Raw genomic sequence first — 25645 nt, forward strand, 5'->3', positions numbered from 1 at the left:
GCCCTCAGTGGAGGGACCCAGGTGATCATCACAGCGGGGACACGGCTACTCGCAGACGCAGTAGCGGTGCCCGCCACCGCCACCGCCGCTGCCGACCTGAACGAGGTAGGGACCGTTGGGCCCACACACGATGACGTAGCGAACCCCACCGATGACGATGCCGCCGCCGGTCCAGCCGCCGCCGGTGCCGGGCTGGACAGGAATGCCGCCAGTGCCGGGCTGGACGGGAATGAGGATGGGACCGTTCGGACCAGGCACGATCATGTACGTGACCCCGCCGAAAGTGACGGTCCCACCGCCGCCGGCCCCGCCACCACCGGTGCCCGGCTGAACAGGGATCAGGACAGGACCGTTCGGACCGGGCACGATCATGTAGGTGACCCCGCCGAAGGTGACGGTCCCACCACCACCGCCGGTTCCGCTGCCCGTGTCGGGTGTGGTGATGCAGTCCGGTTGTTCGTGTACGCAGATGGTGCTGATCGCGCTGACCGGGACGTCGGTGCGGGTTTCGTTGGCGTGGGCGGTGGCGGTGTTGTGGAAGGTGCCGGCCTGGGTCACCTTGGCTCGCAGGATCAGATGGGCGGTCTCGCCCACGGGCAGGGTGCCGACGTTCCACAGGCCGGTGGCGGGGTCGTAGGCGCCGGCGCTGGGGGTGGCGGACAGGAACCGCAGGGAGGCGGGCAGGCGGTCGGTGACCTGGACGCCGGTGGCCTGGGTGGGGCCGTGGTTCGTGACGGCCAGGTGGTAGGTGACGGCCTCGCCGACGGTGGCGTGCACCTGGTCGGCGGCCTTGACCAGGCCGAGGTCCACCGCGCGGGCGGTGTGGTGCGTGGAGGTGTTGGAGGTCGAGGTCAGATGTTCGACGTCGTCACCGTAGGTGTTGTCGTAGGTGACCTCGGCCTGGTTGACCAGAGCACGACCGGCGCCGTCGCGTTCCACCCTGACCCGGAACTCGACGGTGATGCCGTCGGGCAACTCCGTGGTGGGGCCGAGCACGCCGCCGTGCCCGTCGCCGGCGCCCTCGCCGAGAGGGACGGTCAGCCGGCGGGTTCCGGGGTCGTAGCGGCCGTTGCGGCCACTGGTCCTGTCGTCGGAGCCGGGTCCGCCGATGATGCGCAGCGAGCCGTCGACGTAGCCGGTGCCGGCGGGGATGACGTCGCGCAGGATGACGTTCTCGGCGGGGACGCCGCCCTCGTTCTTGAGGTTGACGCGGTAGGTGAGGGTGTCGCCGACCCCGGCTCCCGTTTCGGGGGCGACGGTCTTGCTCACCACCACGCAGGGCGCGGTGCCGAAGAAGATGCCGTCCAGGAAGTTGCCGACGGTGGCGTCACCGCCGGCGGCCGAGACGGACTTGAACGCGAAGCGGGTGGTGCTCTGCCCGGCCGGGACCGTGTAGACGCCGGTGTGCTCGCCCCAAGCGTCGGTGCCGTCGGTGAGGTCGCCGCTTTCGTGGTTCGGGGCGAACTCCTGCCCGCCGACCGGGGGCGGGCCGATCTGCACCCGCATGGTGTCCTCGCCGTTACGGCCGCGATGCAGCAGCCGCCAGTACAGCCGGGTGCCGGGGGTGGTGGGCAGGTCCTGGTACAGGGTGGAGAACTGGTTGGCGTTCAGTTCGGCGAACTGTCTGCCGTCGCCGGCGGGAACGCCCCGGTAGCCGTGCGGCCAGAACTCGATCTGGCCGTCGGTGGCGGTGGTGAACCAGCCGGGCACGTCGTTCTGGTCCTGGAAGTCCACGTCGGTGGTGGGGATGACGGGTTCTTCGAAGCTGCCGTTGATCAGGGCGATCCGCTGCGGGCAGCCGCCCGGGGCGGGGTGTTGGGGCATGGTCATGACAGGCGGGGCCTTTCTGGCTGAGGGAATGGCCGAAGAGAGCCGGAACCTAGGGCCGGCGCGGCGGAGCGCGTGGCTGGTGTTCGGGGAGTCGCAGCGCAGGGCCCGCCACCGGCAAGATGCGGCGACACTGCCGCCGAGGCCTTGCGGGAAGCCCGCCGGCCCGGGGACGACAGGCCATAGTTCGTCGTGCCACGGCCCGGTCAGACGGCGGGTTGGGCGTCCAGCGGGAGGTCTGGGCAGCTCACGGTGATGGAGACCAGCGCCTGCTTCTCGCGAGCGTCCACGCTCAACTGCCGGCGGTGTCTGATCGCGGTCCACTCGGCGATGTAGCGGCAGCGGATCGGCTCCTGGTGCGGCAGCCGGTCGGCCACGTCGCGGTCGGCCTTTTGCCGGTTGCCGCAGGCGGTAACGGCCATCAGGTGGTGCACGGCTTGCAGGTCGTTGGCGTAGGCGACGCGCTGCTCGACGGTCCAAGCTGAGGTGCCCGACTCCCAGGCTTCGGGCAGCGGCACGACGTGGTCAATGTCGAGCTTGCCCGCATCCTCGACGGTGATGGCTTCGGTGATCGGCACCTCGCGGCGGGTGTCGGCGGTGTTCGCCGTGAGAGTGCATCGAAGGGGGAGATGCATGATCCTCCAGCACATTGTGACTTTAAGCTACTTGCAGCAACTTTAAGTAATCATTGCTGGTTGTGGGCGGGAACTAGCTGTGCAGTGACAGCGACGTGGCGGTCCGGTGGTGCACATGAGACCCGCGGGGCCACGCATGCGAGCACACCACCGGATGCTCGGGCAGGAGCGTAGGCCCCACCAGGTGGCGCCCTCCTACGGTGTGCCGACGCTGCCGACCGGCGGATTCACAATCGTTGATCTTCGTATGACTTCTCGGCGTCCCTGCCGCAGCGACATGGCGAGCGGCCCGGCGAGGTCAAGACACAGCAGCACGGATCCACGACCTGCGGGAAATCGTGAATGCCATCCTGTACGTGCGAGATGGGATCGCCTGGGAGTACCGGCCACAAGACTTTCCGCCTCAGACGGCCTACGACCACCCCGGGTCGATGGCGGCTACGACAACACAGTGATCCGGCATGGCGCCCAGCGCGGGATCGCCGTCCAGGTGGTCAAGCGCCATGCCGGCAGCGGGCTTCAGACACTGCCACACCGGTGGGTGGCCGAGAAACTGGACAGCGAGATCGTCCGCTGGCCACCGCCCGGCAGGCTCGACTTCCGCCCCATAGGGGTGATCACCACAAAGATCGGTATCCGAACCGGCCGATTTTTGACACCCGTACCCACCGACAGACCCGGGCTGCCCACCGGCCCACCCCCTCGATATCAGGAACTGCGGGAGCGGGTTGGAACAGCCCGAACCGAACGTCACCTCGCTGCGCCGTCGCCACTGGGATGGCGTTTCGGCTTCCGGCGTGCGCCTAGTTGCTGTGATCAATGACGTTGCCGTTGAGGCAGGTGTTCCCGTGATTGCCCGTCCAGGCCGACGCTGCCGACACCACCGCCAATTCCTGGATACAGACGTCCGCGGCGGTGAAGTTCCAATTGTTGGCCGCGTTCACCCACCTTGCGCGAGACAACCGCCCACAACTCCCAGAGGACGAGCATCCGGACAGCGAGCGGTGCGACTTGCCCCGGAGCGAGCAGCGGGCGCGCGGCTCGGCGCGGCCAGCCACGAAGCGACAGAGCCCGGCCATACGGCCTCAGCATCACCTCTTGACCACGTAGACCTCCCGGGGCTATACATACCAATCAGTAAAACTACACAGTGTAACTTATTTATTACGTAGCGTTTCTGAGTCGAGAGCGGATCGGATGCCGATGCGCAAAGACGGGAAGCATCCTCGTACGTCCCTTTGATTTGAACCGCACCGGTTCGGCGGTATCTCCGAGCGCTCACCCCTGATCGTTCCGCGCTCACCAGCCATCCAGGCCCGGTCTCCCCCAGCACCCCCGGAGAACGCCATGATCAGACCTCGAGCGCTTCGCCATGCCAGCGCCGCCACCGCCACCGCCACCTGCATCCTGTCTCTGGTCTTGCCCGCGAGCATCGAACCCTCCCACGCCACCAGGCGGCCGAGTTCGTCGTGGCCGCCGACATGGCGTTCGACCGCGCAGTGCGGTATCGGCCTCCAGAGTGCCCGAGTACAAACTGATCGTCAGGTCGGTTTGTACAAGGGCATTGAGACCGGGCTGCCGATCTTCGCCACCAACGCGGCTACGATAGGCGGTGATGCCCCATCTCGCTGCTCTTCTCCAGGACGGAGATCGAGGCATGGAGCGTGGATGTCGGACCCCTTGGGTGCCGGCACGCCGGTGATGCCGTTCATTGCCCTGCTCGACCTGCTCGAAAAGCAGTGGGCCGCGCAACTGCGCCGAGTCTCACTGGTGTCGGAGACCGACGTTCCCGAGGAGATGGCGACGGCGGCGGCTGAAGCGCTCGGACACGTCTATGGCCACGAGGAGGTCGCCGTGCGCTGGCCGGCCTGCGTGGCGATCTCGCTCACCCGCATGGCGGCGGCCGGCGAGGCGTTCTGGCCTCGTTGGAGGGTGGCCACCAAGCGCCGGGGCAACGCGGCGGGTTGGGGTAAGGCGTTTCTGGCCGCGCTGGACTTCTTCGAGCTGCCGCGTGCGGCCACCGCCACACAGTCGATCATGCTGCACGCCGGACGACCGGCGCCGGAGCCGCCCCGGCGCCTGCTCGACCCGTTCGGCGGGGGTATCTCCGGGCCCGAGGGAGAGGACCTGCTCGTCTTCACCGAGGACGGCCGCGAGTTGACCGGGGACCTGCCGCCCGGTCCGGTCTGGGTCGCTCATCTTCGTGACGGCGTGCTGACCTCCGACGGCCCGCTGCGCACGATCGCCGAGGGCATACTGCCCTTCGGCTGGGAACACTGGCGGCTGGCGCTGATCTCACTGGAGGGCGGGAGCTGGCTGGCCGCGGCCTCATCCGGGGGCGACAGCCGCAGGAGGCCGGTACGGGGCAGGGCCGGGCCACGGCTGCTGCCGGGTGAGGCCGTCGGCGGCGTCAGCGCACCGGACGGCTCCGCGGTACTGGCCGGACCGCCTGCCCTGTGGCTGCCGCGGGGAGACTGGCGAGTCACGGTCGGACGTGCTGGTGACACGGTGCAGCGGGCCGACCCCGCCGACCTGTGGGCTCTCCTGCCCAGGCCCTTGCTCGGGACCTTCACCGTGACGATCTCGGGTGCGGACGGCCGGCCCGGACAACACACCGTCACCATCGCCGAGGGGCTGCGGGTCCGCTACGACCCGCCGATCCGGCTGTTCGAGGCAGGCGGGCTGGCTCCGGCTGACGTGTCCTTCCACACCGGTCCCGGGCTGACAGCGACGCCGCAGGCGCTCACTCTCACCGCCGCGCAAACGACGTGCCCGCTCACCTGCGTGGCATCCGGCCGCACGCTGCCGCTCACCGTGCGACCACCGCACATGCGGGTACGCGTGGATCGGCAGTGGCACACGGCGCCGCCCTGTCTGATGCCGGAGCACCGGTGGCTGCGGCTGGACCTGCCAGGCATGGTGAACCCGCCCATTGAGGTGATCGCGGGTGGCCGCGCCGTACAGGAGCTGACCGCGCACGCCCGGGGCGATTATCCGCTTGTACGCCTGCGTGACACCGTGCTGGCGCACGGTGAAATCACTCTCAGAGTACGAAATATCACTCTCGCGACAATGTCCTCTCCACTGGGAACCACGTCAGATCCCTGGCTCTGCAACTATTGACCCATGGATCCCCTCGCCACCAGCGCGCTCATCGCCGGCACCTACCGCCGGTACCTGCGCTCTCTGCTGCCCGTGCGCGAGCCCGCGATCGCCGAGGCGCTCGCGGAGCAGATCGAGGCCAGCCCGCTGCTGACCAAGGGGCCCCTGCTCGAAGCCACCCCGCCTTATCGGACGGGCGCGACCCTGCGCGAGCTGATCGGCCAGGGGGTGCTCGATCCCGCCTTCGCCACACTCGGCAGCAGGGCGCTCCCACTGGACCGGCCGCTCTATCTGCACCAGGAGCAGGCGCTGCGCAAGGCGGCGACGGGCCGGAACCTGGTGGTGGCCACCGGCACCGGCTCGGGCAAGACGGAAAGTTTCCTGCTGCCGATCCTGTCCGCGCTGACCGCCGAGGGCGACCCGCCGCCGGGGGTGCGGGCGCTGATGCTCTACCCGATGAACGCGCTCGCCAACGACCAGCTCAAACGGCTGCGGGAGCTGCTCGCCGCCGCGCCGCGGATCACTTTCGGCCGCTACACGGGCGACACCCCTGAGCGGGTCCAGCAGGGTGCCGCCCTGTTCGAGGAGCTCAACCCCGGCCGGCCCCGGCTGCCCAACGAGTTGCTCAGCCGCGAGGAGATGCGGGCCACCCCTCCGCATCTGCTGCTCACCAACTACGCGATGCTGGAGTACCTGCTGCTCCGCCCCGACGACCTGGAACTCTTCGAGCACGCCGAGCGGTGGCGGTTCGTGGTGCTGGACGAGGCGCATGTGTACGACGGCGCCAAGGCCGAGGAGCTCGGGATGCTGCTGCGCCGGTTGCGTGACCGGGTGGCGCCCGGGCGCAGGCTGCAGGCCATCGCGACCAGCGCCACGGTCGGTGACGAGGGCCCGGCCGTTCTGGATTTCGCCACGCGGTTGTTCGACACGCCGTTCGACGATGCCGACCTGGTGACCGCCACCCGGGTGGAGATGCCGTCCGGGCCGTTCTGGGGGCCGCTCACCGCGGCCGACTACCGCAAGCTGGCCGTGAGCGAGGATCCGGCGGCCGAGCTGGTACGCCGCTCCGGGATGTCGCACGCGGGCACGGCTCTCGCCCGCGAGCACGCGATGGCCACCCTTCGCGGGAGCCTCGCGGCCGGACCGAAGCCCGTCACCGAACTGGCCCGGCTGCTCTTCGAAGGTCAGGAGGAGCCGGACGAGGCACTGGCCGCGCTGGTGGCGGTGGGCGCGCGGATCACCGACGGCGCGGGCAGTCCGGTGCTGTCGGCTCGTTATCACCTGTTCGCTCGGGCCACCGAGGGTGCCTTCACCTGCCTGACCGGCCCGCACGTCGCGCTCGGTCGTCATGAGAGCTGTCCCACCTGCTCCAGCGCCGTCTTCGAGTTCGGCGCGTGCAAGCGCTGCGGCGCGGTTCACCTGATGGGCGCGGTCGAGCCGGCCGGTCGGCGGTTCACCCCCAGGGTGAGCGCGATGGAGTCCAGGGTCTGGCTGCTGCTCGGCGACACGCCCGAGCTTGCCGACGAGGACGACGAAACCCTGGAGGAGGGGCCGGAGACCGAGGCACAGGACGCCTTCCTGTGCGGCAGGTGCGGCGCCCTCCACGCGACCGCGCAGAGCCCCTGCTGCACCGGTGGCGCACTGCGTCCGGTACGCCGGCTGAAGACGAAGGCCAGCTCGCCCAGCGGCTGCCTGGCCTGCGGGGCGCGCGGCGCCGGGATGATCCGCCTGTTCGAGAGCGGTAACGAGGCCGCGGCCGCGGTCCTGGCCACCACGCTCTATCAGGCGCTGCCATCCATGCCGGAGCAGGAGGACCGGCCGGGCGGCGGGCGCAAGCTGCTGACCTTCAGCGACAGCCGCCAGGCCGCCGCCTACTTCGCTCCCTACCTGGAGTCGAGCTATGCCCAGATCCAGCAGCGCAAGCTGATCCTCGACGGTCTGGGCCGCGCCGTACGCCGCGACGACGACGCCACCGTCGACGACCTGGTGGACGAGGTGGTCGGGGCGGCCGGGGACGCGGGCGTGTTCGAGCGCCGCGCCTCGCGCCAGCAGCGGCGGCGCACGGTGGCGCTGTGGGTGATGCGCGAACTGGTGGCCATGGACGAACGCCAGTCGCTGGAGGGACTCGGGTTGCTGCGGGTCGAGCTCGACAGGGAGCCGGGCTGGCGACTGCCCGCTCCCCTGCTGGAGCTGGGGCTGAGCCCGGAGGAATGCTGGTCGCTGCTGGGCGAGCTGGCCCGCTCGCTGCGCCGGCAGGGCGCGCTGACCATGCCGGAGGAGGTCGATCCGCGCGACGAGCTGTTCGATCCCCGCCGTGGTCCGATCTACGTGCGCGGCGACGGCGCCGAGGCCAGGCTGAAGGTGCTCAGCTGGCTGCCGACGCGGGGTGTCAACCGCCGGCTCGACTACCTGCGCAGGGTGCTGGCCGTGCTCGGGTCCGAGGCGGACGCGCGGGAGATCCTCGACGGCTGCTGGAGGCTGCTCACCTCGCTGCGCGACGGCTGGCTGAGTTCGGCGGCTCTGCCCAGGCTCGGCCAGGTCTTCCAGCTCGATCACACCTGGCTGAAGCTGTCGGCGGCCGGGACGATCCACCGGTGTGGCCTGTGCCGCAGGATCAGCGCCGCCGCCGTGCGCGGGGTCTGCCCGACGCTCGGCTGCGCGGGCGCTCTGGCGCCTGCGGAACCCGATCTCGACGATCACCATCGGGCGCTGTACCGGTCCATGGCGCCGATACCGCTGCTGGCCAGGGAGCACACCGCCCAGTGGACCGGGCTGGAGGCCGCCGACATCCAGCAGCGGTTCCTGCGCGGCGAGGTCAACGTCCTGTCCTGCTCGACCACCTTCGAGCTGGGCGTCGATGTGGGCGAGCTACAGGCGGTCATGCTGCGCAACATGCCGCCGACCACCGCCAACTACATCCAGCGGGCCGGGCGGGCCGGGCGGCGCACCGGCTCGGCGGCGCTGGTGCTGACCTACGCCCAGCGGCGCTCGCACGATCTGTCCCGCTATCAGGAGCCGGAGGCGATGATCGCCGGGCGGGTGCGCGCGCCGTACGTGCCGCTCGGCAACGACCGCATCGACCGGCGGCACGCGCACTCCGTGGCGCTGGCCGCCTTCTTCAGGCACGCCAAGGAGACCTCGGGGGCGGTGTGGAAGACGGCGGGCGACTTCTTTCTGTCCGGCGCGAGCGCGCAGGTCGAGGCTTTTCTCACGCCGGTGCCCGACGGGGTGCTCCGCTCGTTGCGCCGGGTGCTGCCCGCACCCGTGCAGGCGCAGATCGGGGTCGGCTCGGGCGCGTGGGTGCGCGACCTCGCAGACCTGCTCGAGCAGGTGCGGCTGGAGCTCGCGGCGGACATCGAGACCTTCGAGGAACGCAGGAGGGATGCCTTCGACAAGCGCCGCAGCGATCTGGCCGCCCGCTTTGAGCGAACGGTCAACACGCTGACCCGCCGATCGCTGATCGGTTACCTCGCCAACAGGAACGTGCTACCCAAATACGGCTTCCCCGTCGACAGCGTCGAGCTGCGTACCGGACACTGCGACAACCAGGTGGGCGCCAGGCTGGAGCTGAGCCGGGACCTGTCCACCGCGATCTACGAGTACGCCCCGGGTTCCGAGGTGGTGGCCGGCGGCGTGCTCTGGCGCTCCGCAGGTGTCTACCGGCTGCCGGGGCGGGAGCTGATCAGCCGCACCTACGCGGTCTGCCGTACCTGCCAGCACTACCGCGAGGGCGACGATACGCTGGAGACGGCCTGCCCGGCCTGCGGCAGCGTTGGCGAGGGCGCGCCGCGCCAGTACTACGTGCCCGAGTTCGGCTTCGTCGCCGATCACCGGACCGCGAAACCGGGGACGGCGCCGCCGAGGAGCGCCTGGCACGGCTCCACTCACATCGTCTCTCTCGGCGAGGAACTCGCCGAGAGCCGGTGGACCTCCGCCGGCGGGGCGTCGGTGTGGTGCCGGTCGGGGTCGCGCGGACGGTTGGTCATGCTGTCGGAAGGAGCGGCCGGAAGCGGCTTCCTGATCTGCGACTGGTGCGGCTGGGGCACGCCGAACCGGGGCAAGGCGGCCAAATCGCACGTCAACCCGCTGCGTCAGGTCGAGTGCACGGGGCCGCTGCGCTGGCGGTCCCTGGCTCACAGCTTCGAGACCGACCTGGCCGAGCTGCGCTTCGACGCGCTGAGTTCAATGCCGCCGAGTCCGCGACCAGATTCGACGTCGCCGAGTCCGCGACCAGACTCGACGTCGCCGAGTCCGCGACCAGACTCGACGTCGCCGAGTCCGCGACCAGACTCGATCTCCGCCGCTCACTGGCGTTCCTCCCTGTACGCCCTGCTAGAAGGGGCGGCCGACGGGATGGAGATCAGCAGGAACGACCTCGACGGTGCGGTCAACCCCGGCTCCGACGGGCGCATCGGGCTGGTCCTCTTCGACACGGTGCCCGGCGGGGCCGGCGCGGCGCTGCGCGTGGCCAGTGCGCTCGACGTGGTCGTCGAGGCCGCGCTGCGCCGGGTCGCCTCGTGCGACTGCGGTGCCGAGACCTCCTGCTACGGCTGCCTGCGTACGCGTCGCAACGAACGCCACCACGACGAACTGAGCCGCGGCGCGGCCCTGCACGTCTTGGGCGCGCTGCGCGACCTGAGCGCCGCGTCTCCCTGAAGCGATGTGCGGAGTTGTCGGTCGTGTACGCCATGCTGGTTGAGCCTCGAGAACCTCTGAGAGCCGGATGAGATCTGTGAACCTCGAAGACGCACCTGGCGCGTTCGGGATCGACGCGTTCACGCTCGATGACCGGATGCGGCTGTTCCACTTCGCCGCGGCCGAGAAACGCCTGGAATACCTGTGGGTGCTACGTGCCTTCGACCGCGGGCGGGCCAACTACCAGGTGCTGCTGCACGCTTCCGGCGTACGCGATCTGCTCGACGAGCTCGGCGCCCCAGAGGTGGGCGATGTGCAGTCGCTGCTCGACTCGCTGAATGACTGGCAGCTGCTCGACCGCAGTTACGACGGCACCAGGGCGGCCAATCTGGCCGAATACCGCAACAGGCACTACATCTATCAGTTCACTCAGGCGGGCTATCGTGCCTATCGCGCGGTGGAGGAGGTGCTCGGGGCCAGGCTGGAGGACGCCCAGCTGTCCAGGCTGATCTTTCCCGACATCCTGGCCGACCTGGAGGCGCTGGCCGAGGCCAACAGGAGCGGCGACGGCGACGAGGTCTACCGCAAGCTCAGCCGCCTGGACCAGGTCCTCGGCGACATGGCGCAGCGGGCCGCCCGCTTCTATCTGATGCTGGGCGACCTGGCCCGCACGAACGACACCAGGCCAGAGGTGTTCCTGTCGCACAAGGACTCGTTGCTCACCCATATGCGCGAGTTCACCGCCGAGCTGGCCAGGTTCACGCCCCGTCTGGCGCGAGCCGTTCATGAGGTGGCGGATACCGGAGTCGACCGGCTGATCGCGCACGCGGCCGCGGCCGACGACCGGCTCTTCCGCGCGCCCGGCGAGCGAGAGGATGACTGGCGGCAGCGCTGGGCGGGCCTGACCCACTGGTTCGGCGACGGCGCGCACAGCGAGGCCGAGCGGCTGCAGAGCGCGACCGTTACCGCGATCGCCAACGTGCTCGCGCTGCTGCGCCGGGTGACCGAGGCGCGCAGAGGCGGAGTGAGCAGGGAGAGCCAGCTGCGGCACCTGGCGCAGTGGTTCACCTCATGCCCCGACGACGACGCGGCGCACGGCCTGTTCCAGGCCGTCTTCGATCTGGGCGGCCCGCGGCACCTGTCGGTCACGCACGAGGATCCCGAACTGGTCCCGGCGCGGCGGTCCTGGTGGGACGCGGAGCCTGTGCGCCTGGCCAGAGGGCTGGTCGAGGCGGGCAGGGAGCCGCGCATGTCCGGAGCCACCGCCAGGATCGAGCGCAACGACGCCCAGCGGCAGTGGCTGCGCACCGAGCAGCTCAAGCTGGCCAGGCAGCGGCGCGACGCAGCCGCCTCACTGGCCGGAGACGGAGTCTACGAGCGAGTCCTCGACGAGCCTGAGACCGTCACTCTGCTGAGCCTGCTCGATCATGCGCTCAGCGCCCGGGTGGCGACCAGCCGCCGGGTCACCGCGGGCGCCTCCGCCCATGGCGTACGACTGACGCTGCACCCCTGCGACGGCTCCACCACCGTGCGGACCGTACGCGGGCGCCTGCACCTGAACGGCATGTGGCTGGAGGTGTCGAGGTGAGTGTCGCTGAGCACGTGAGCCCGCTCGAGCTGGCCGACTACCAGCGGGCGGTTCGGCTGCTGCTGGCCCATCCGCTGATCACCGAGGTCCATCCGAACAGGGCGGCGCTGCCGCTGGTCCGCCGGTGGGCCGCCCAGCTGCGCTTCGACCTGCACGAGTTGCTCGGCTACCGGTTGGTGACCACGGCCAACACCGCGCGGCTGCTGCGGGTGCAGGACGATCTCGATCTCACCCGTCCGGCCGTGACCAGGACCGACCGGCCCTTCGACCGGCGCAGATACGCCTACCTGGTGCTCACGCTGGCGGCTCTGGGCCGATCAGGCACCCAGATCGCGCTCAGCGAGCTGGCCGAGGCCGTCGCCGCCGACGCGACCAGGATCGACGGCCTGGGCCTCGACACCGAGCGCAAGCCCGACAGAGACGCCTTCGTCGACGCGGTGACCTGGCTGACCGAGCGCGGCGCGCTGGCGCTGGCCGACGGCTCCGCCGCCGACTGGGCCAGCAGTCCCGACAAGGCAGAGGCGCTCTATGACATCGACCGCGAGGTCGTCTTCGCGATCTACCGGCCGAGCCGGGTGCTGCAACATCTGGGCTCGGTGACCGGGTTGCTGGAGACCGATCGCGGCCTCGTGCAGGGCGTGCACCGCGTCCGCGAGGCCGCCGCGCGCAGGGCCAGGCGGCTGGTGCTCGAGCGCCCGGTCGTCTACTACGCCGACGTGAGCGAGTCGCTGCGCGGCCAGCTGCGCCACCCCGGCCTGGCCGAGGACCTCGAACGGCTCACCGGTCAGGCGGTGGAGCGCCGCGCGGAGGGCTTGGCCTTGATCGACACCTCGGGCCGCCTGTCCGACATCCGCTTCCCCAGCGGCGGAACCCCCTCCCAGGCCGCGCTGCTCCTGTCCACGCGCATCGCCGCGCAGGTCGCGAAGGGAAAGCTGCCGACGATGCCCGCGCCGACCGCGGCCGAACGCACTCAGGCCGGTGCCGCGAGGATCGACGCGGGTCTGCCACTCCGAGGCGTGGTGGCCGAGCTCACCGTGGAGGAGCCTGGCACCGAGCCCGGACCCGAGCCCGAGCCCGGCGAGGGCGCGCTCTACCCGTTCCTCACCGACGCGTGGCTGAAGGGCGCGATGGAGGAGCTCATGAGCACCTATGGTTCCGCCTTCGCCGTCGCCTGGCGCGGTGATCCCGACCGGCTGCTGCGCGAGGCTCTACGCCTGCTGTCGGCGCTCGGGCTCGTCGCCCGCGTCGAGGGCGGCGTGCTCGCACTCCCTCTGCTGGCCCGCTACCGGGCCACGACCGCCGTGATCAAGCCACGACCCGCCAAGGAAACACCATGACGCGCTACGTCCCCACCCGGGCCGGGATCATCAACCTGTGGGACTACCGCGATGAGGAGTTCTCCTTCGCCAACGGCTGGCTGATCCTGCGCGGCCCCAACGGCTCCGGCAAGACCAAGGCGCTGGAGGTGCTCTTCCCGTTCGTGCTCGACGGGCGGATCGACCCCAAACGGCTCAACCCGTTCGCCTCCGAGGACCGGACGATGAAGTCCAACCTGCTCTTCCGCGGGCAGGACACCGCGCTCGGTTACGTCTGGCTCGAGCTGCGCCACCGCGGCACCGGCCAGACCGTCACCGTCGGCATCGGCCTGCACGCCCAGCGCCACCGCGACGCCCCAGTGCGCTGGCACTTCGTCGCCGAAGGCCGCGTCGGCGAGGACTTCTCGCTGCTCACACCCGACGACCGGCCGATGACCAGGAAGCAGCTCGTCGAGGAGCTGGGCGAGCACGCGCTCACCGCCTCACCGACCGACTACCGGCACGCGATCGACCAGCGGCTGTTCGGTCTGGGCAGAGAGCGTTACGAGCAGCTGATCACGCTGATCCTCACGCTGCGCCGCCCGCAACTGGCCAAGAACCTCGACCCGGGCAAGCTGTCCGACACCCTCACCGACGGGTTGCGTCCCATCGACGACGACCTGATCGCCGAAGCGTCCCGCTCGTTCGACGACATGGAGAGCGTGGCGCGGACCCTGGAGGGGTTGGTCGCCGCCGACGAGGCGACGCAGGCGTTCCTGTCCAGCTACACCACCTACCTGCGCACGCACTCACGCTGGGCGGCCGACGCGCTGACCCGCCGCCGCGACGACGTCGCGACTCACCAAGGAGCGCTCGTGACCGCCACCCGCGCGCTGACCGCGGCCGAGCGGGAGCAGGCGGAGGCCGAGGCGGCCATGGTGGCGGCCGATGAGGCGCTGGCCGGCCTGCGCGCCCGGCTGGAGCAGCTCAAGAGCAGCGCCGCCTACCAGGCCGTCGAGCAGCTCGCCGACCTCGAGCGGCTGGTCAGGACCTGCGCGGAGACGGCCGCCACCGCCGTCACCGAGCTGGAACGCCGGGCCGCCACCACGCAGAAGGCCCGCGTCCAGCTGTCCTCGGCCCAGCGCGAGCTGGCCGAGCTGGCGGCGGCGGTCTCCCGCACCTCAGCCGACCTGGCGGCCGAGGCAGCCGCCGCCGGGATCGCGTGGAGTCCCGGCGACTCCGAGCGCGGCGGTTTCGCCGATCGGGTGGGCGGCAGGGTCGCCGCCAGGACAGGCGATCTGCGGGCGGTCCGCGAGGCGCTCGCCACGGTGCAGAAGGCCGAGCAGGCACGCGACCTGGCCAAGGTGACGCTCGACCAGGCCATGACCGCGCTCGCCAGGGCGGAGGCCGCCGAGGCTGAGGCGGCGCAGGCGGTGGCCGGGGCACGAGATCATGCCAAGGAGCAGCTCTCCTCCTGGGCCGAGCACCACCGCTTCGACGTCGCGCCCCTGGAGGCGGCGCTCGATCAGGTGGGTGAGCCGGATGCGCCCGGCCTTGACACGGTGTTCGCGGGTCTGACGGCGGCTGCCGTCCAGGAGCTGCGTGACACGCTCGCGCGGCTGCGCGCGGAGCGGTCCGCGGCCGAGGCCGAGCGTGCCCGGGTGGGCGCCGAGCGGGCGCGGATCGCGGCGGAGCACGATGACGCGCCGCCGCCCTTCGCAGCTCGTACGGCTTCGCGCGAGGCCGGGGCGGGTGCGCCGCTGTGGCGGCTGGTCAGGTTCGCCGATCAGGTGCCGACCGAGCAGGCGGCGGCGGTCGAGGCGGCGCTGGAGGCGGCCAACCTGCTCGACGCGTGGGTGACGCCGGCCCCCGTGAGCGTGACGGCCGGGGATTCCGAGGGCTATCTGGAGCCCGGTGCCCCGGTCACGCCCAGCCTTGCCGAGTTGCTGGTTCCCGAGGAGGGTGCGCCGGTCTCCCCCGAGCGGATCACCGCGATCCTGCGTTCCGTCTCGCTCGGCGGGCAGACTCCGGCGATCACCGCCGACGGGCGGTTCGCCCAGGGTGTCCAGGTCGGCGCCCATCACAAGGAGCACGCCGAGTATGTCGGAGCCACCGCCCGGGCGCGCCGCCGTGCCGTACGTCTCGCGGAGTGTGACGCCAAGCTGGCTGAGCTGAGCGACACCATCACGGGTCTTGACCGGCAGCGGGCAGGCGCCGAGTCGGCGCTGGAGGCCATCGACGCGGCGTGCGCCGCGCTGCCCAGGACCGGACCGATCGCGGCCGCCCTGCACGAGCACCAGGGGGCAGCCGGCCGCCTGCGGGCCAGCAGAGAGAACGCCGACGCGGCACAGAGCGGCTATGACTCGGCCGTGGCCGCGTGCGGCGTGACCGAGCGCGCCCTGCGCAGGGTCGGCGCCGAGCACGCGCTCGACCCCGGGCGGGTCGAGCAGGTGGCGCAGGCCCTGCGGCGCTTCGAGAGCACGGCGTCCGCGCTGTCCGGCCGGTGGCGGGAGGAGGCGCGGCAGCGCGAGGCCGTCGGCGATGCCACCGAACGGCTGGAGTCGGCGGCCGACGATGAGGCGGCCGCTGAGCGGAGCGCTGCGACGGCGCGGCTGCGGCACACCGAGGAGGCCGCCAAGCTGGAAGTCCTCCAGCAGACCATGGGCGCGGAGGCGCGCCAGGTGCTGGCCGAGATCGAGGCGGCGGAAGGCGGCATCGTCGCCGCGTCCAGGACGGTCGAGTCGGCCAGGAACGCCGAGCGGACGGCGCTCACCGAGACCGCCACGGCCCGCGCCCGGCTGACGGCGGCACAGGAATCCCTGCAGGTGGCGGTGGGTGAAGAGCGCCAGACGGCCAGAGGGCTCGCACCCTTCGCCCAGCGTGAGCTGCTCGACGTGCTCAAGTGCCCGCCGGGCCTGACCTGGCCCGCGCAGGAGGCCGACTGGCTGGGCGAGCACGGGGGTGGTGGGGCGCCGTCTTGGGAGGGAGCACAACTGCCTGAGGCGGTGCGCGTCGTGCATGAGGCGATCCTGTCCGTGACCCGCGACATGACACCGACGGAGATCTCGCTCAAGCAGTCGACCACCCGCCTGACCAGGGCTCTGGACGACCTGCAGGCGCAGCTCACCGCCGCCGGGCAGGACTATCGCCCGGAGTGGGACGGAGCCGACGGAGTGATCGTGGTCAGGGTCGCCGACGAGGACGGCCTGCTGCCGGTGGGCGCCTTCGCCGCGAAGATGACCGAGGCCCGCCGCGACCAGCAGCAGCTGCTCAGCGACTCCGAGCAGCGCATCCTGGAGGACGCGCTGCTCACCCGGCTGGCTCAGCAGATTCACGACCGCACGGTCGATGCCCGAGACCTGATCAGGCGGATGAACACCGAGATGCGTTCGCGCAGGATGTCCTCCGGCACCACGGTCGGGGTGAGCTGGCAACTCGCCGACAACCTGGAGGAGGAGCAGCGAGCGGTCTGCGGGCTGCTCGACGCCGACGCGGCCAGGCTCGGTCCCGACGAGCTGAGCCGGATGCGCGCCCACTTCGCAAGCCAGATCAAGAACGCCAGGGCGCGCGAGCGTGAGCTGCCCTACCGCGAACTGCTCACCAAGGTTCTCGACTACCGCCGCTGGCGGCAGTTCACCTTCCAGCTCGTACGGCCCGGCGGCGCGGAAGAGCGGCTCACCCGCGCCAAGCACAGCCGCCTGTCCGGAGGCGAGCAGTCGGTCTCACTGCACCTGCCCCTGTTCGCCGCCGCCCACGCCATGCTCAACTCGGCCAGACCCGATGCTCCGCGGCTGCTCGCGCTGGACGAGGCGTTCGCCGGTGTCGACGACACCGGGCGTAGCGAACTGATGGGCCTGGCCGCCCAGTTCGATCTCGACCTGTTCATGACGGGCTACGACCTGTGGGCCACGCACGCGGCAGTGCCCGCCGCGGCCCACTACGACCTGGCCCACTCGCCCGTCGAGCACACGGTCAGCGCTCTGCTGCTGGTGTGGGACGGCGCCGAACTGCTGGCCGACGACGCCGGCGAGCTGACCGTCGCGCTCGGCTCCCCCGGAGTGCGGCGGGTGCCCGTTGGCTGATCTCCCCGCCCGTCTCCTGGCGGCCGCCCGCCGTCGTCTGGAGCGCACCGGAGGAGTGCTGGAAGGCTCCATCGGGCTGAACGCGCCCACCGACGACGAGCGGCGCGCCATCATCGGCATCACCGGAATCTACCGCCCGGAAGGCGTCAAACGGCTCACTGTGTCTCTGGCCGCGCTCGACGCCGCGATCCCCGGCGGGCTGCTCCAGGCGCTGGGCGGCCGGATCAGAGACAGGGCGGCGGAACGCGCCGCCGAAGAGGCAGCCAGGAAGGACCTGCTGGCCACTCCCTCACGGCATGCGGGAACCCCCTGGTTCTCCGACTGGCTGGCCGCGATGAGCTCCGATGGCACCCTCACCCGGCTGATCAGGCGCGGCGATGGCCACCTGGTCCGCCAGGCGTGCGCCGTGCTCGACCTGCTTCCCGCATCCTTCGTTCCGCTTCCGGTGCTGGCCGAGGCCGCCACGGGCGACACCAAAGCACTCGGCCGCGGCAGCCCGCTGGCCACGCTGGTGCTGCGCGCACTCACCCTGCGCACGCCCGGGGAGCCGGAGCGCATGAGCTCGCGACGAGAGAGCGACGAAGGAGCCAACGAGGAGCGAAGCGGGCGCGACCATGAGCACGCGCCGCGCGAGCTGTGGGAGTCGGCCGGGGTGATCCTCGACGACCTGGCCAGCCAGGTGCTCGTGCTCAACCTCAGGACTCTCGGCGACACCGTCGTGTCGCGCTGGCTCAACGACGCCGCCGCGCACGGCATCCCGTTCCGGCTCACCCTCCAGCAGCAGGTGGAGTACGAGATCATGCCTGACGTCGAAGAGATCTTCGTCTGCGAGAACCCTGCGGTCCTTCGCGCCGCCGCCGCCGAACTCGGCACGACGTCGGCCGCTCTGATCTGCACCGAAGGGATCCCCTCGGCGGCGTGCCACAAGCTGCTCATGGGTTGCCCCCGGCCGCGCTGGCGCGCCGACTTCGACTGGACCGGGCTGCGCATCCTCGCCTCCGCCCGGCTGCGGCACGGCGCGATTGCGTGGCGGATGGGGGCGGCCGACTACTCCGCCGGACTGGAGCTGGGCGAATCCACCCCGCTCACCGGCAGCCCGGCGGTCAGTCTGTGGGATCCGGCTCTTGCCGGCCGGATGGCTGCAGCCGGGCGCGCGGTCATGGAGGAACGCCTCATCCCCGTCCTCCTCTCCGACTTGACAAGGACACGGTGAACGGCCAGGAAAGGTCCGATCAGAAGAACATAAACACCCCCTACAGTTAGGACTCGTGGATCGAACTCAGGTCATGGTGCGGCGGCTGGGAGACGGCGAGCACGTCCGTGTAGGAGAGGTGCTCGCGCGCGAGCGAGGCGTCTTCACCGTGCGGTGGAACGACGACGGAACCGAGGAAAGTCTCCGGCTGGACCACCGCAATCTGCTCGTCACCGAGGGAACGCTTGCTTCGTCTCCTTGATGAACCCCGAGCAGATCAGCAAGAGGTTCACAGATGACCCCCTCCGCCTAGTGCTCCAACTACTCAACGAACACCCCAACGGGTTGAAGGCGACGGACATCAAATCCAAGCTGGTGGATGTCGGGCTCGCCGGGGAGTCGGTCGACAGAGCGTGGAGGTCGATCCAAACCAAGCTTGCCAAGCATGGCGATGTGGCGATCAAGGGGGGGACAAGACGGTCAAGACGTACGTCCACCGGGTGAAGCCGTCAAACGCCCCGCCGGCGCCATTGCCCGACGTCGGCACGCCAAAAGACGCTGACGTTCCCCAGGAGATCATCGCACCAGAAGTGGCCTCCGAGTCCGCTCCAGCGGAAGAGCCGGTCAAGCCGTTCCCAACCCGATTGGCCTCACTTCTCAGGTTCAAGCAGGCGCGTACTATCCCCAGTTCCTCGCCGAGCCTCTCCGTTCTGACGTTGCGCTCGGGCGGCTGGACTGTCCGGGCTTCCCCATGAGAAGAGCTGGACCGTCCAGCACGAGGGCTTCACCACCTGGCCCTGACGACACCTTCGTGGGTTCGGTGGTCCGGGCATCCTGTGCTGATCGCCTGAAGGTGGTGCTCGCCAGGCGGGAGCGGTCCGGATGCACCCTTCGCCAGGGCGTAGCCGGCCGGGCAGTCGAAGGATCCCCGGCCGTGTTCGGGGACGCGGACGGTGATCTCGGCCACGTTTTCATGGCGTTCCCAGCGCACGTGATACCTCCCCGCCGGGCTGTCGTAGGAGACCTCGGCCGCGGTTGCCAGGTCGAAGCCGCGAGGAGCGATCACCGCGTGCCGCCACCCGACGGAATCGGTGGCCTGTTTGAGCCCGGCGACGTCCTCGGTCAACCATGCGGCCACATAGCCGAGCATGAAGTGATTGGCAGATGCCTGGCCCGGCCTGTTCTGCCATGACTCGGCGAGGGCGGTGTTGCCATCGCGCACCATGGCGCCGTAGCCCGGACTGTGCGTCTGGGTGAGCAATCGGTACAGGAGGTCATGGCGGTCGGCTCGCCCGAGCACCCGGAACAGAGCGGGAAGAGCGATTTCGCCGACGGAGGCGTGATCGTCGTGTTCGACGAGCCCGGCGAGCTGGTGGACGACCTGACGATGGTGTTCGTCTGCGACGATTCCCGCATCGAGTGCCAGAGCCAGGCTGGCTTGAGAACCGCTGCCGATCCGGTCGGGGTCGAGCGCGTACTCCTCCCGCAACCGCCGGCGCACGCGGTCCGCGTCCCGCAGGAAGGGAGCGGGGTCCCTGCCCAGCGCGGTGGCCAGGGCGGCGGCGGAGGCCAGCATGGCGAGGTATCCGTGGCCGTGCACGAGCGGCGGTGGAGTGGACTCGTCCAGCGCGATCCAATCGGCCAGCCCGTCGTGGAGCAGTCCGTCCTTCTCCTGCGCGGACACGTAGCCGAGGTAACGCAATCCGGCGTCCCACGCGCGGCGGGCCGGTTCGAGGTCGCCGTAGACCCGCCACAGTTGCCCGGGCAGCCGCCAGATGGTGCTTCCCCAGTTCACGTCGTGGCGGAAGCCGCCGTCAAGGACGACCAATTCGGGGGCGATGCTCGGAATGAGTCCCTCGGCCGTCTGCGCGTCGATCATGTGTGTGATCAGGTCGGTGAAGTGGTCCCTGACGTCGTAGAGGTGGGAGACCGGGCCGAAGACCAGGTGGGTCTGTTCCAGCCAGCCGAGCTTTTCGCGGTGCGGACAGTCGGTCGGTACGCTCATCAGGTTCGACTGCACGGCCCGGTCGGTCAGGTCGTGGATCTTTTGCAGGGCCGGGTCGGAGCAGGAGAAGTGGCCCGTGCGGCGGTCGGCCGTCATCAGCTGCTGCGATCGCAGGTCGAGCGCGTCCGCATGGGTGCGAGGCACCTTGACCTCGATGTAGCGGTAGCCGTGATAGCAGAAACTCGGATGCCACTGCTCGGCGTCTCCGCCGGTGATGTAGGTGTCGAAGACCGGCCCGCCCGACGACGCCTGATCGGCTCGTCCGCGGGCGTCGAGGTGCTCGGCCGGCCACAGCTCGATGCGCGTGCCGGCGGGCACGCCGGGGCCGACGGTGAGCAGGGGCCGCCCCGCGTGGTTGACGCCGAAGTCGCAGACGAAACCGTTCAGGGTCGGTGTCCGGGTGACGGCGGTGAGCGTGTCGACGACCTTGACCGGAGGGGCCGCGCGGGTCCACGGGGATGGACCCGGATCGTCCAGCTCCACCGCATCGACCCAGGCGGTCGTTCCCGCTCGTGCGTCGTAATCCTCGCCGCCGTACCAGTGAGTGAACATGGTCGGCCCGAGCGCGGCACGCCATGAGCGATCCGAGCTGAGCGTCCGGGACGTGCCGTCGGTGTGGTCGAGATCGAGCCGGGCCAGCAACCGCGGTGCGTGGCGCGCCTCGGCGAACTTGCTGTACCTGCCCGGGACGTCACGGACGTGGGCGCTGCCCTCGCCCAGCTCGACGATCAGCTCGTGACGGCCGGGGGCGAGTCTTCCGGTGAGGTCGACAGTGGTCGCCGCGACTCGGGTGCGGAACTCGCTGACCCCGGGCTCGAGTTCGGCGTCGGTGAGGGGCCGGTCGTCGAGTGTCGCCGTCCACACGCCGAGTCCGGCGATGAGCAGTCGCGCGCTGCGTACCGGCCGATCAATGTCGAACCGGCTCGCCAGCACCGGAGCCCGGAACATGTTCTCGCCGGGTGTCACCCAGTCGGGATGGGTGATCCATACCGGGGTCGCGATGTCGCGTTGAGCTGGGGAAGGCTGCGAGTCGCAGGTCATGCGGGACCACCTCTGGCTCGATGAAGCCGGTACGGGCGAGGAAACGCACGGCGAATTCTGTGTCTTGCGACACATGCCTGTAACCGGTTAGAGTCCGCGATTGTAACGATTTAACGCCCGCGCTGTCCACGTGCGTGGCCTGACTCCCATGCGTCTGGAGCGTGACGATGACGCATCGCACACATCTCGGTGATCCGGTCAGCCGGCGGTCTTTCCTGCTGGCCGGGACGCTGGCGGGAGCCGCCGGACTGACCGGTGGCTGCGGCTTCTTCACGATCGCCCCCAGTACCGCGCAGACGCCGATCGCGATCGAGCCCGGTCAGAAGGAGGCACCCATGCTCGCCGCTCGCGTCAAGGCGGGCGCGCTGCCGCCTCTGCCGCGAAGATTGCCGGAAAAGCCGCTGGTCATCACGCCGAAAGAGCGTCCTGGGGACTACGGCGGCACCTGGCGGAGCGGGATACTGGGCGCGATCTCCATCTACCAGGCCTACACGTACGCGGCCACGGACGCCCTGCTCAACTGGGACGAGGCGTTCACCACGCCCACTCCGAACATCGCGGAGTCGGTCGAGATCGGCGAAGACGGCCGTCTGTTCACCTTCCGGCTGCGCAAGGGCGTGCGCTGGTCCGACGGCCACCCTCTGACCGCCGACGACATCGTCTTCGCCTACGAGGAGGTGATGAGCCACAGGGATCTCGGCGCAGGCGTTTCGCCCGAGTTCACCGTGGGCGGCACCGCAGGCGAGATCGCCAAGCTGGACGATCACACGTTCACGTTCAGGTTCGCCGCCCCGAACGGCTTCTTCCTGGCCAGGCTCGCCTCCCCGGCGGGCTACATCCTCACGCTCTATCCGAAGCACTACCTGATCGCATTCCACAAGGACCACACCCCGGACGTCGAAGGGAAGGCCGCCGACGCCGGATTCTCCACCTGGGGCGACTACTTCTATTCCAAGGTCGGTCGCGGCTATTGGGATCTGCCGCGCTGGCAGAGCACCGAATTGCCGACGGTGGCGTGCTGGGTGGTCAAAGAGCCGATCGGGCGGGGGTCGCGTCTGGTGCTGGAGCGCAATCCGTACTACTGGAAGACCGATCCGCAGGGGCGGCAACTTCCCTATCTGGATCAGGTGTCCCTGGACATCATCGGGGATGCCGAGTTGATGGCGGTGCAGGTGGCCAACGGCGAGATGAGCTATCCGCAGTCGGACGTGATGTCTCTGAGCAACAAGCCGGTGCTGGCCGCGAACAGGAATCGCGGCGGCTACCGGTTCGTCCCCTGCCTGACCGCCGAGCAGAACCAGGTGTCGCTGCAGCTCAACCTGAACGCCAAGGACAAGGGCCTGCGCGAGGTGTTCGGGCAGCGGGACTTCCGCATCGCGCTGTCCAAGGCCATCGACCGTCAGGAGATCATCGACGCCGTCTACCAGCGGCAGGGCGAACCCTGGCAACTCGCGCCACGCAGGGAGTCGCCGTTCTTCGACGAGGAACTGGCCAAACAGCACACCGAACTCGACCTGGCAGGCGCCCACGCGCTCCTGGACGGCATCGGCCTGTCCAAGCGCGGGGACGACGGGATCCGGCTGCTGCCCGACGGGCGGCCGCTGGCCTTCGACATGGCGGTGGTCACCCAGCAGCCGGAGGCGATCAGCGCGCTGAACCTCATCGCCCGGTACTGGCGCAAAGCCGGCGTCCAGATGCGCGTGCAGTCGATGGACCGTTCGCTGTTCAACCAGCGCAAGAGCGTCAACGAACTCACCGCGGCGGTGTGGACGGCCGGTGGCGGCCTCCTCGACGGACTGTACGACCCCCGCCTGTGGATGCCGCACAACGCCGAATGCCTGTGGGCTCCCGACTGGGCCACCTGGTACGCCAGCGGCGGCACCAAGGGTGAGGAACCGCCGGCGCAGGTCAAGCGGCAGATGAAGCTGTACGACCAGATCAACACGACCATCGGCCCTACCGAACAGCAGGCGCTGTTCAAGCAGATCCTCGCCATCGCGAAACAGGAATTCTTCACGATCGGGCTGTGCCTGCCGGTGGGCGCCTACACGGTCGTGCAGAACGGCTTCCGCAACTTCCCCGACGACTACATCTTCAACTTCATCTATCCCACCCCCGGCCCGCTGCACCCCGAGCAGTTCTTCCTGGAGGCGAAGTAGTCATGGGGAGATACCTCGCCCGACGCCTGCTCTACTTCGTGGTGGTGCTGTTCCTGATCTCGGTCGCGGCGTTCGGCGTCATCCAGCTCCCGCCGGGCGACTACCTGACCACGTACGTGGCCGGGCTGCAAGCCTCCGGGCAAGCGATCAACGAGGCCCAGGTCGCCGCGTTGTCGGAGCGATACGGGCTCAATGCGCCGTTCTACGTGCAGTACGGCAAATGGATCTCCAACGTGCTGTTCCACGGTGACTTCGGCTCCTCCTTCGAGTGGAACCAGTCGGTCGCCAGCCTGCTGGCCCAGCGCCTGCCGCTGACCGTGCTGCTGGCGGTGACGACGATGCTGTTCACCTGGGTGCTGGCCTTCGCAGCCGGGATCTTCTCGGCCGTGCGCAAGTACACCGCGGGCGACTACCTGATCACCGTGCTCGGCTTCCTCGGCATCGCCGTGCCCAACTTCCTCATCGCGCTCGTCTTCGCCTGGGTCAGCTCCACCGTCTTCGACCAGCCGGTCGGCGGGCTGTTCTCCGCCGAGTACGCCGACGCCCAGTGGAACCTCGGCAAGGTCCTCGACCTGCTGGCGCACCTGTGGATCCCGATCGTCGTCCTCGGCGCCGCGGGCACGGCCGGGCTGATGCGGATCCTGCGGGCGAACCTGCTGGATGAGTTGCACAAGCCCTATGTGGTGGCGGCCAGAGCGCGCGGCATCCCCGAGCGGCGGCTGCTGTGGCGCTATCCGTTGCGGGTCGCGCTCAACCCGTTCGTCTCCACCATCGGCTGGGTGCTGCCCGGCCTGGTCTCCGGCGAGGTGATCGTGTCCCAGGTCCTGTCCCTGCCGACCACCGGCCCCCTGCTCACGCGGGCCCTCACCAGCCAGGACATGTTCCTGGCCGGATCGATCCTGCTGATCGTCAGCGCGCTGACCGTGGTGGGCACCCTCATCTCCGACATCGCGCTGGGCCTCCTCGACCCGCGCATCCGCCTGGGGCAGAAGATATGAGCACCTCCACCAATGAAGCGGTCCTGTCCCAGTCGAGGTTGGTGTGGCGGGCCTTCAAGCGGCACAAGCTGGCCATGGCGGGCCTCGTGGTCACGGTGCTCACCTACCTCGTGGTCGTCTTCGCCGGGTTCATCGCACCGTACGACACCGAGCACTTCGTCGCGGACCGCACGTACGCACCGCCACAGGCCCTGCACCTGTTCGGCGACGACGGCTTCGGCCCGCACACCTACGGCCAGCGAGCAACCCAGGATCCCGAAACGCTCGACATCACCTGGACGACCGACACCTCCCGGCGCATCGACATCGGCCTGTTCGTCAAGGGAAGCGAATACTCGGTGCTCGGCCTGACCCTCGATCGGCACCTGATCGGCCCGGTCGACCCGTCGCAGACCGTGTACTTCCTCGGCTCGGATCGCACCGGCCACGACATCGCCTCGCTGATGGCCTACGGCGCCCGGACATCCATGACGATCGGCCTGCTCGGCGTGGCCATCGCGTTCGTCATCGGCATCACGCTCGGCGGCATCTCCGGCTACCGGGCCGGCAAGACCGACACCGCGATCCAGCGGGTCATCGAGTTCTTCATGTCCATGCCGACACTGCCGCTCTGGCTCGGCCTGGCCGCCGCGCTGCCGACGGACTGGTCAGCCCTTCAGCGGTACTTCGCGATCACCCTCATCGTCGCGGTCATCGGCTGGACCGACCTGGCCAGAGTGGTCCGCGGCAGATTCCTGGCCCTGCGCGAGGAGCAGTACGTCACCGCCGCCCGGCTGGACGGCTCCTCGGCGGCCCGGATCATCCGCCGCCATCTGCTGCCCTCCATGAGCAGCCACCTCATCGCCTCCCTGACCCTGTCGATCCCTGGGATGATCCTCGCCGAGACCGCGCTGTCCTTCCTCGGGCTGGGCATCCAGGCGCCCGACGTGAGCTGGGGCGTGCTGCTCCAGGAATCGCAGAACCTGCGAGCCGTCACGACGGCGCCATGGCTGCTCCTGCCCGGCCTGGCCGTCATCGTCGTCGTCCTGGCCCTGAACTTCCTCGGCGACGGACTGCGCGACGCCGCCGACCCCTACAGCCGATGAC

14 protein-coding genes are annotated in these 25645 nt (G+C 69.9%); 10 read left to right on the forward strand and 4 right to left on the reverse strand.

The features are described 5' to 3' along the window. Positions 1–45: 45 nt before the first annotated feature. The 3 genes from AB0I81_RS55690 to AB0I81_RS55700 form a co-directional block, all read right to left on the reverse strand. A complete protein-coding gene (locus AB0I81_RS55690; RefSeq protein WP_360677007.1) occupies positions 46–1830 on the reverse strand; it encodes a DUF11 domain-containing protein in 1785 nt (594 codons plus the stop codon). 203 nt (positions 1831–2033) lie between these two features. Next, a complete protein-coding gene (locus tag AB0I81_RS55695) occupies positions 2034–2462 on the reverse strand; it encodes a DUF1524 domain-containing protein (RefSeq protein WP_360677009.1) in 429 nt (142 codons plus the stop codon). Between the two features lie 803 nt (positions 2463–3265). Then, positions 3266–3406, reverse strand: coding sequence for a hypothetical protein (locus AB0I81_RS55700; protein WP_360677011.1), 141 nt, complete (start codon positions 3404–3406; stop codon positions 3266–3268). 724 nt (positions 3407–4130) lie between these two features. Here AB0I81_RS55700 and AB0I81_RS55705 point away from each other — a divergent pair. From AB0I81_RS55705 to AB0I81_RS55735, 7 genes are all read left to right on the forward strand, one after another. Then, complete coding sequence (locus tag AB0I81_RS55705) at positions 4131–5585, forward strand: hypothetical protein (protein ID WP_360677013.1); 1455 nt, start codon at positions 4131–4133, stop codon at positions 5583–5585. A gap of 3 nt (positions 5586–5588) precedes the next feature. Next, complete coding sequence (locus AB0I81_RS55710; protein ID WP_360677015.1) at positions 5589–10220, forward strand: DEAD/DEAH box helicase; 4632 nt, start codon at positions 5589–5591, stop codon at positions 10218–10220. A 76-nt stretch (positions 10221–10296) separates the two neighbouring features. Continuing rightward, positions 10297–11787, forward strand: a complete 1491-nt coding sequence (locus AB0I81_RS55715) for a TIGR02677 family protein (RefSeq protein WP_360677017.1) — start codon at positions 10297–10299, stop codon at positions 11785–11787. Further along, positions 11784–13124 carry a TIGR02678 family protein gene (locus AB0I81_RS55720; RefSeq protein WP_360677019.1) on the forward strand — a complete coding sequence of 447 codons (1341 nt, stop codon included), beginning with the start codon at positions 11784–11786 and terminating at the stop codon, positions 13122–13124. Before AB0I81_RS55715 ends, AB0I81_RS55720 begins: the two co-directional genes overlap by 4 nt. Further along, on the forward strand, positions 13121–17164 hold the full coding sequence (locus AB0I81_RS55725) for a TIGR02680 family protein (protein WP_360677021.1): 4044 nt from the start codon (positions 13121–13123) through the stop codon (positions 17162–17164). The genes AB0I81_RS55720 and AB0I81_RS55725 overlap by 4 nt, the downstream gene beginning before the upstream one ends. Continuing rightward, positions 17157–18377 carry a TIGR02679 family protein gene (locus AB0I81_RS55730; RefSeq protein ID WP_360677023.1) on the forward strand — a complete coding sequence of 407 codons (1221 nt, stop codon included), beginning with the start codon at positions 17157–17159 and terminating at the stop codon, positions 18375–18377. The genes AB0I81_RS55725 and AB0I81_RS55730 overlap by 8 nt, the downstream gene beginning before the upstream one ends. 55 nt (positions 18378–18432) lie before the next feature. After that, positions 18433–18618 (forward strand): hypothetical protein, encoded by a 186-nt coding sequence (locus tag AB0I81_RS55735; protein ID WP_360677025.1) that lies wholly within the window; start codon positions 18433–18435, stop codon positions 18616–18618. A 522-nt stretch (positions 18619–19140) separates the two neighbouring features. Here AB0I81_RS55735 and AB0I81_RS55740 read toward each other — a convergent pair. Continuing rightward, positions 19141–21402 carry a family 78 glycoside hydrolase catalytic domain gene (locus AB0I81_RS55740; RefSeq protein ID WP_360677027.1) on the reverse strand — a complete coding sequence of 754 codons (2262 nt, stop codon included), beginning with the start codon at positions 21400–21402 and terminating at the stop codon, positions 19141–19143. A gap of 167 nt (positions 21403–21569) precedes the next feature. On the opposite strand from AB0I81_RS55740, the gene AB0I81_RS55745 reads away from it, so the two are divergent. Genes AB0I81_RS55745 through AB0I81_RS55755 form a run of 3 tightly spaced genes read left to right on the forward strand, consistent with a single transcriptional unit; the run spans position 21570 to position 25644 of the window. Next, on the forward strand, positions 21570–23561 hold the full coding sequence (locus tag AB0I81_RS55745; protein WP_360677029.1) for an ABC transporter substrate-binding protein: 1992 nt from the start codon (positions 21570–21572) through the stop codon (positions 23559–23561). 2 nt (positions 23562–23563) lie between these two features. Further along, positions 23564–24559: an ABC transporter permease gene (locus AB0I81_RS55750; RefSeq protein WP_360677031.1), complete on the forward strand. Its 996-nt coding sequence runs from the start codon at positions 23564–23566 to the stop codon at positions 24557–24559. Continuing rightward, positions 24556–25644: an ABC transporter permease gene (locus AB0I81_RS55755; RefSeq protein ID WP_360677033.1), complete on the forward strand. Its 1089-nt coding sequence runs from the start codon at positions 24556–24558 to the stop codon at positions 25642–25644. Before AB0I81_RS55750 ends, AB0I81_RS55755 begins: the two co-directional genes overlap by 4 nt. Position 25645: the final 1 nt, after the last annotated feature.

This window comes from Nonomuraea sp. NPDC050404 (assembly GCF_040655495.1).
Taxonomy (GTDB): Bacteria; Actinomycetota; Actinomycetes; order Streptosporangiales; family Streptosporangiaceae; genus Nonomuraea.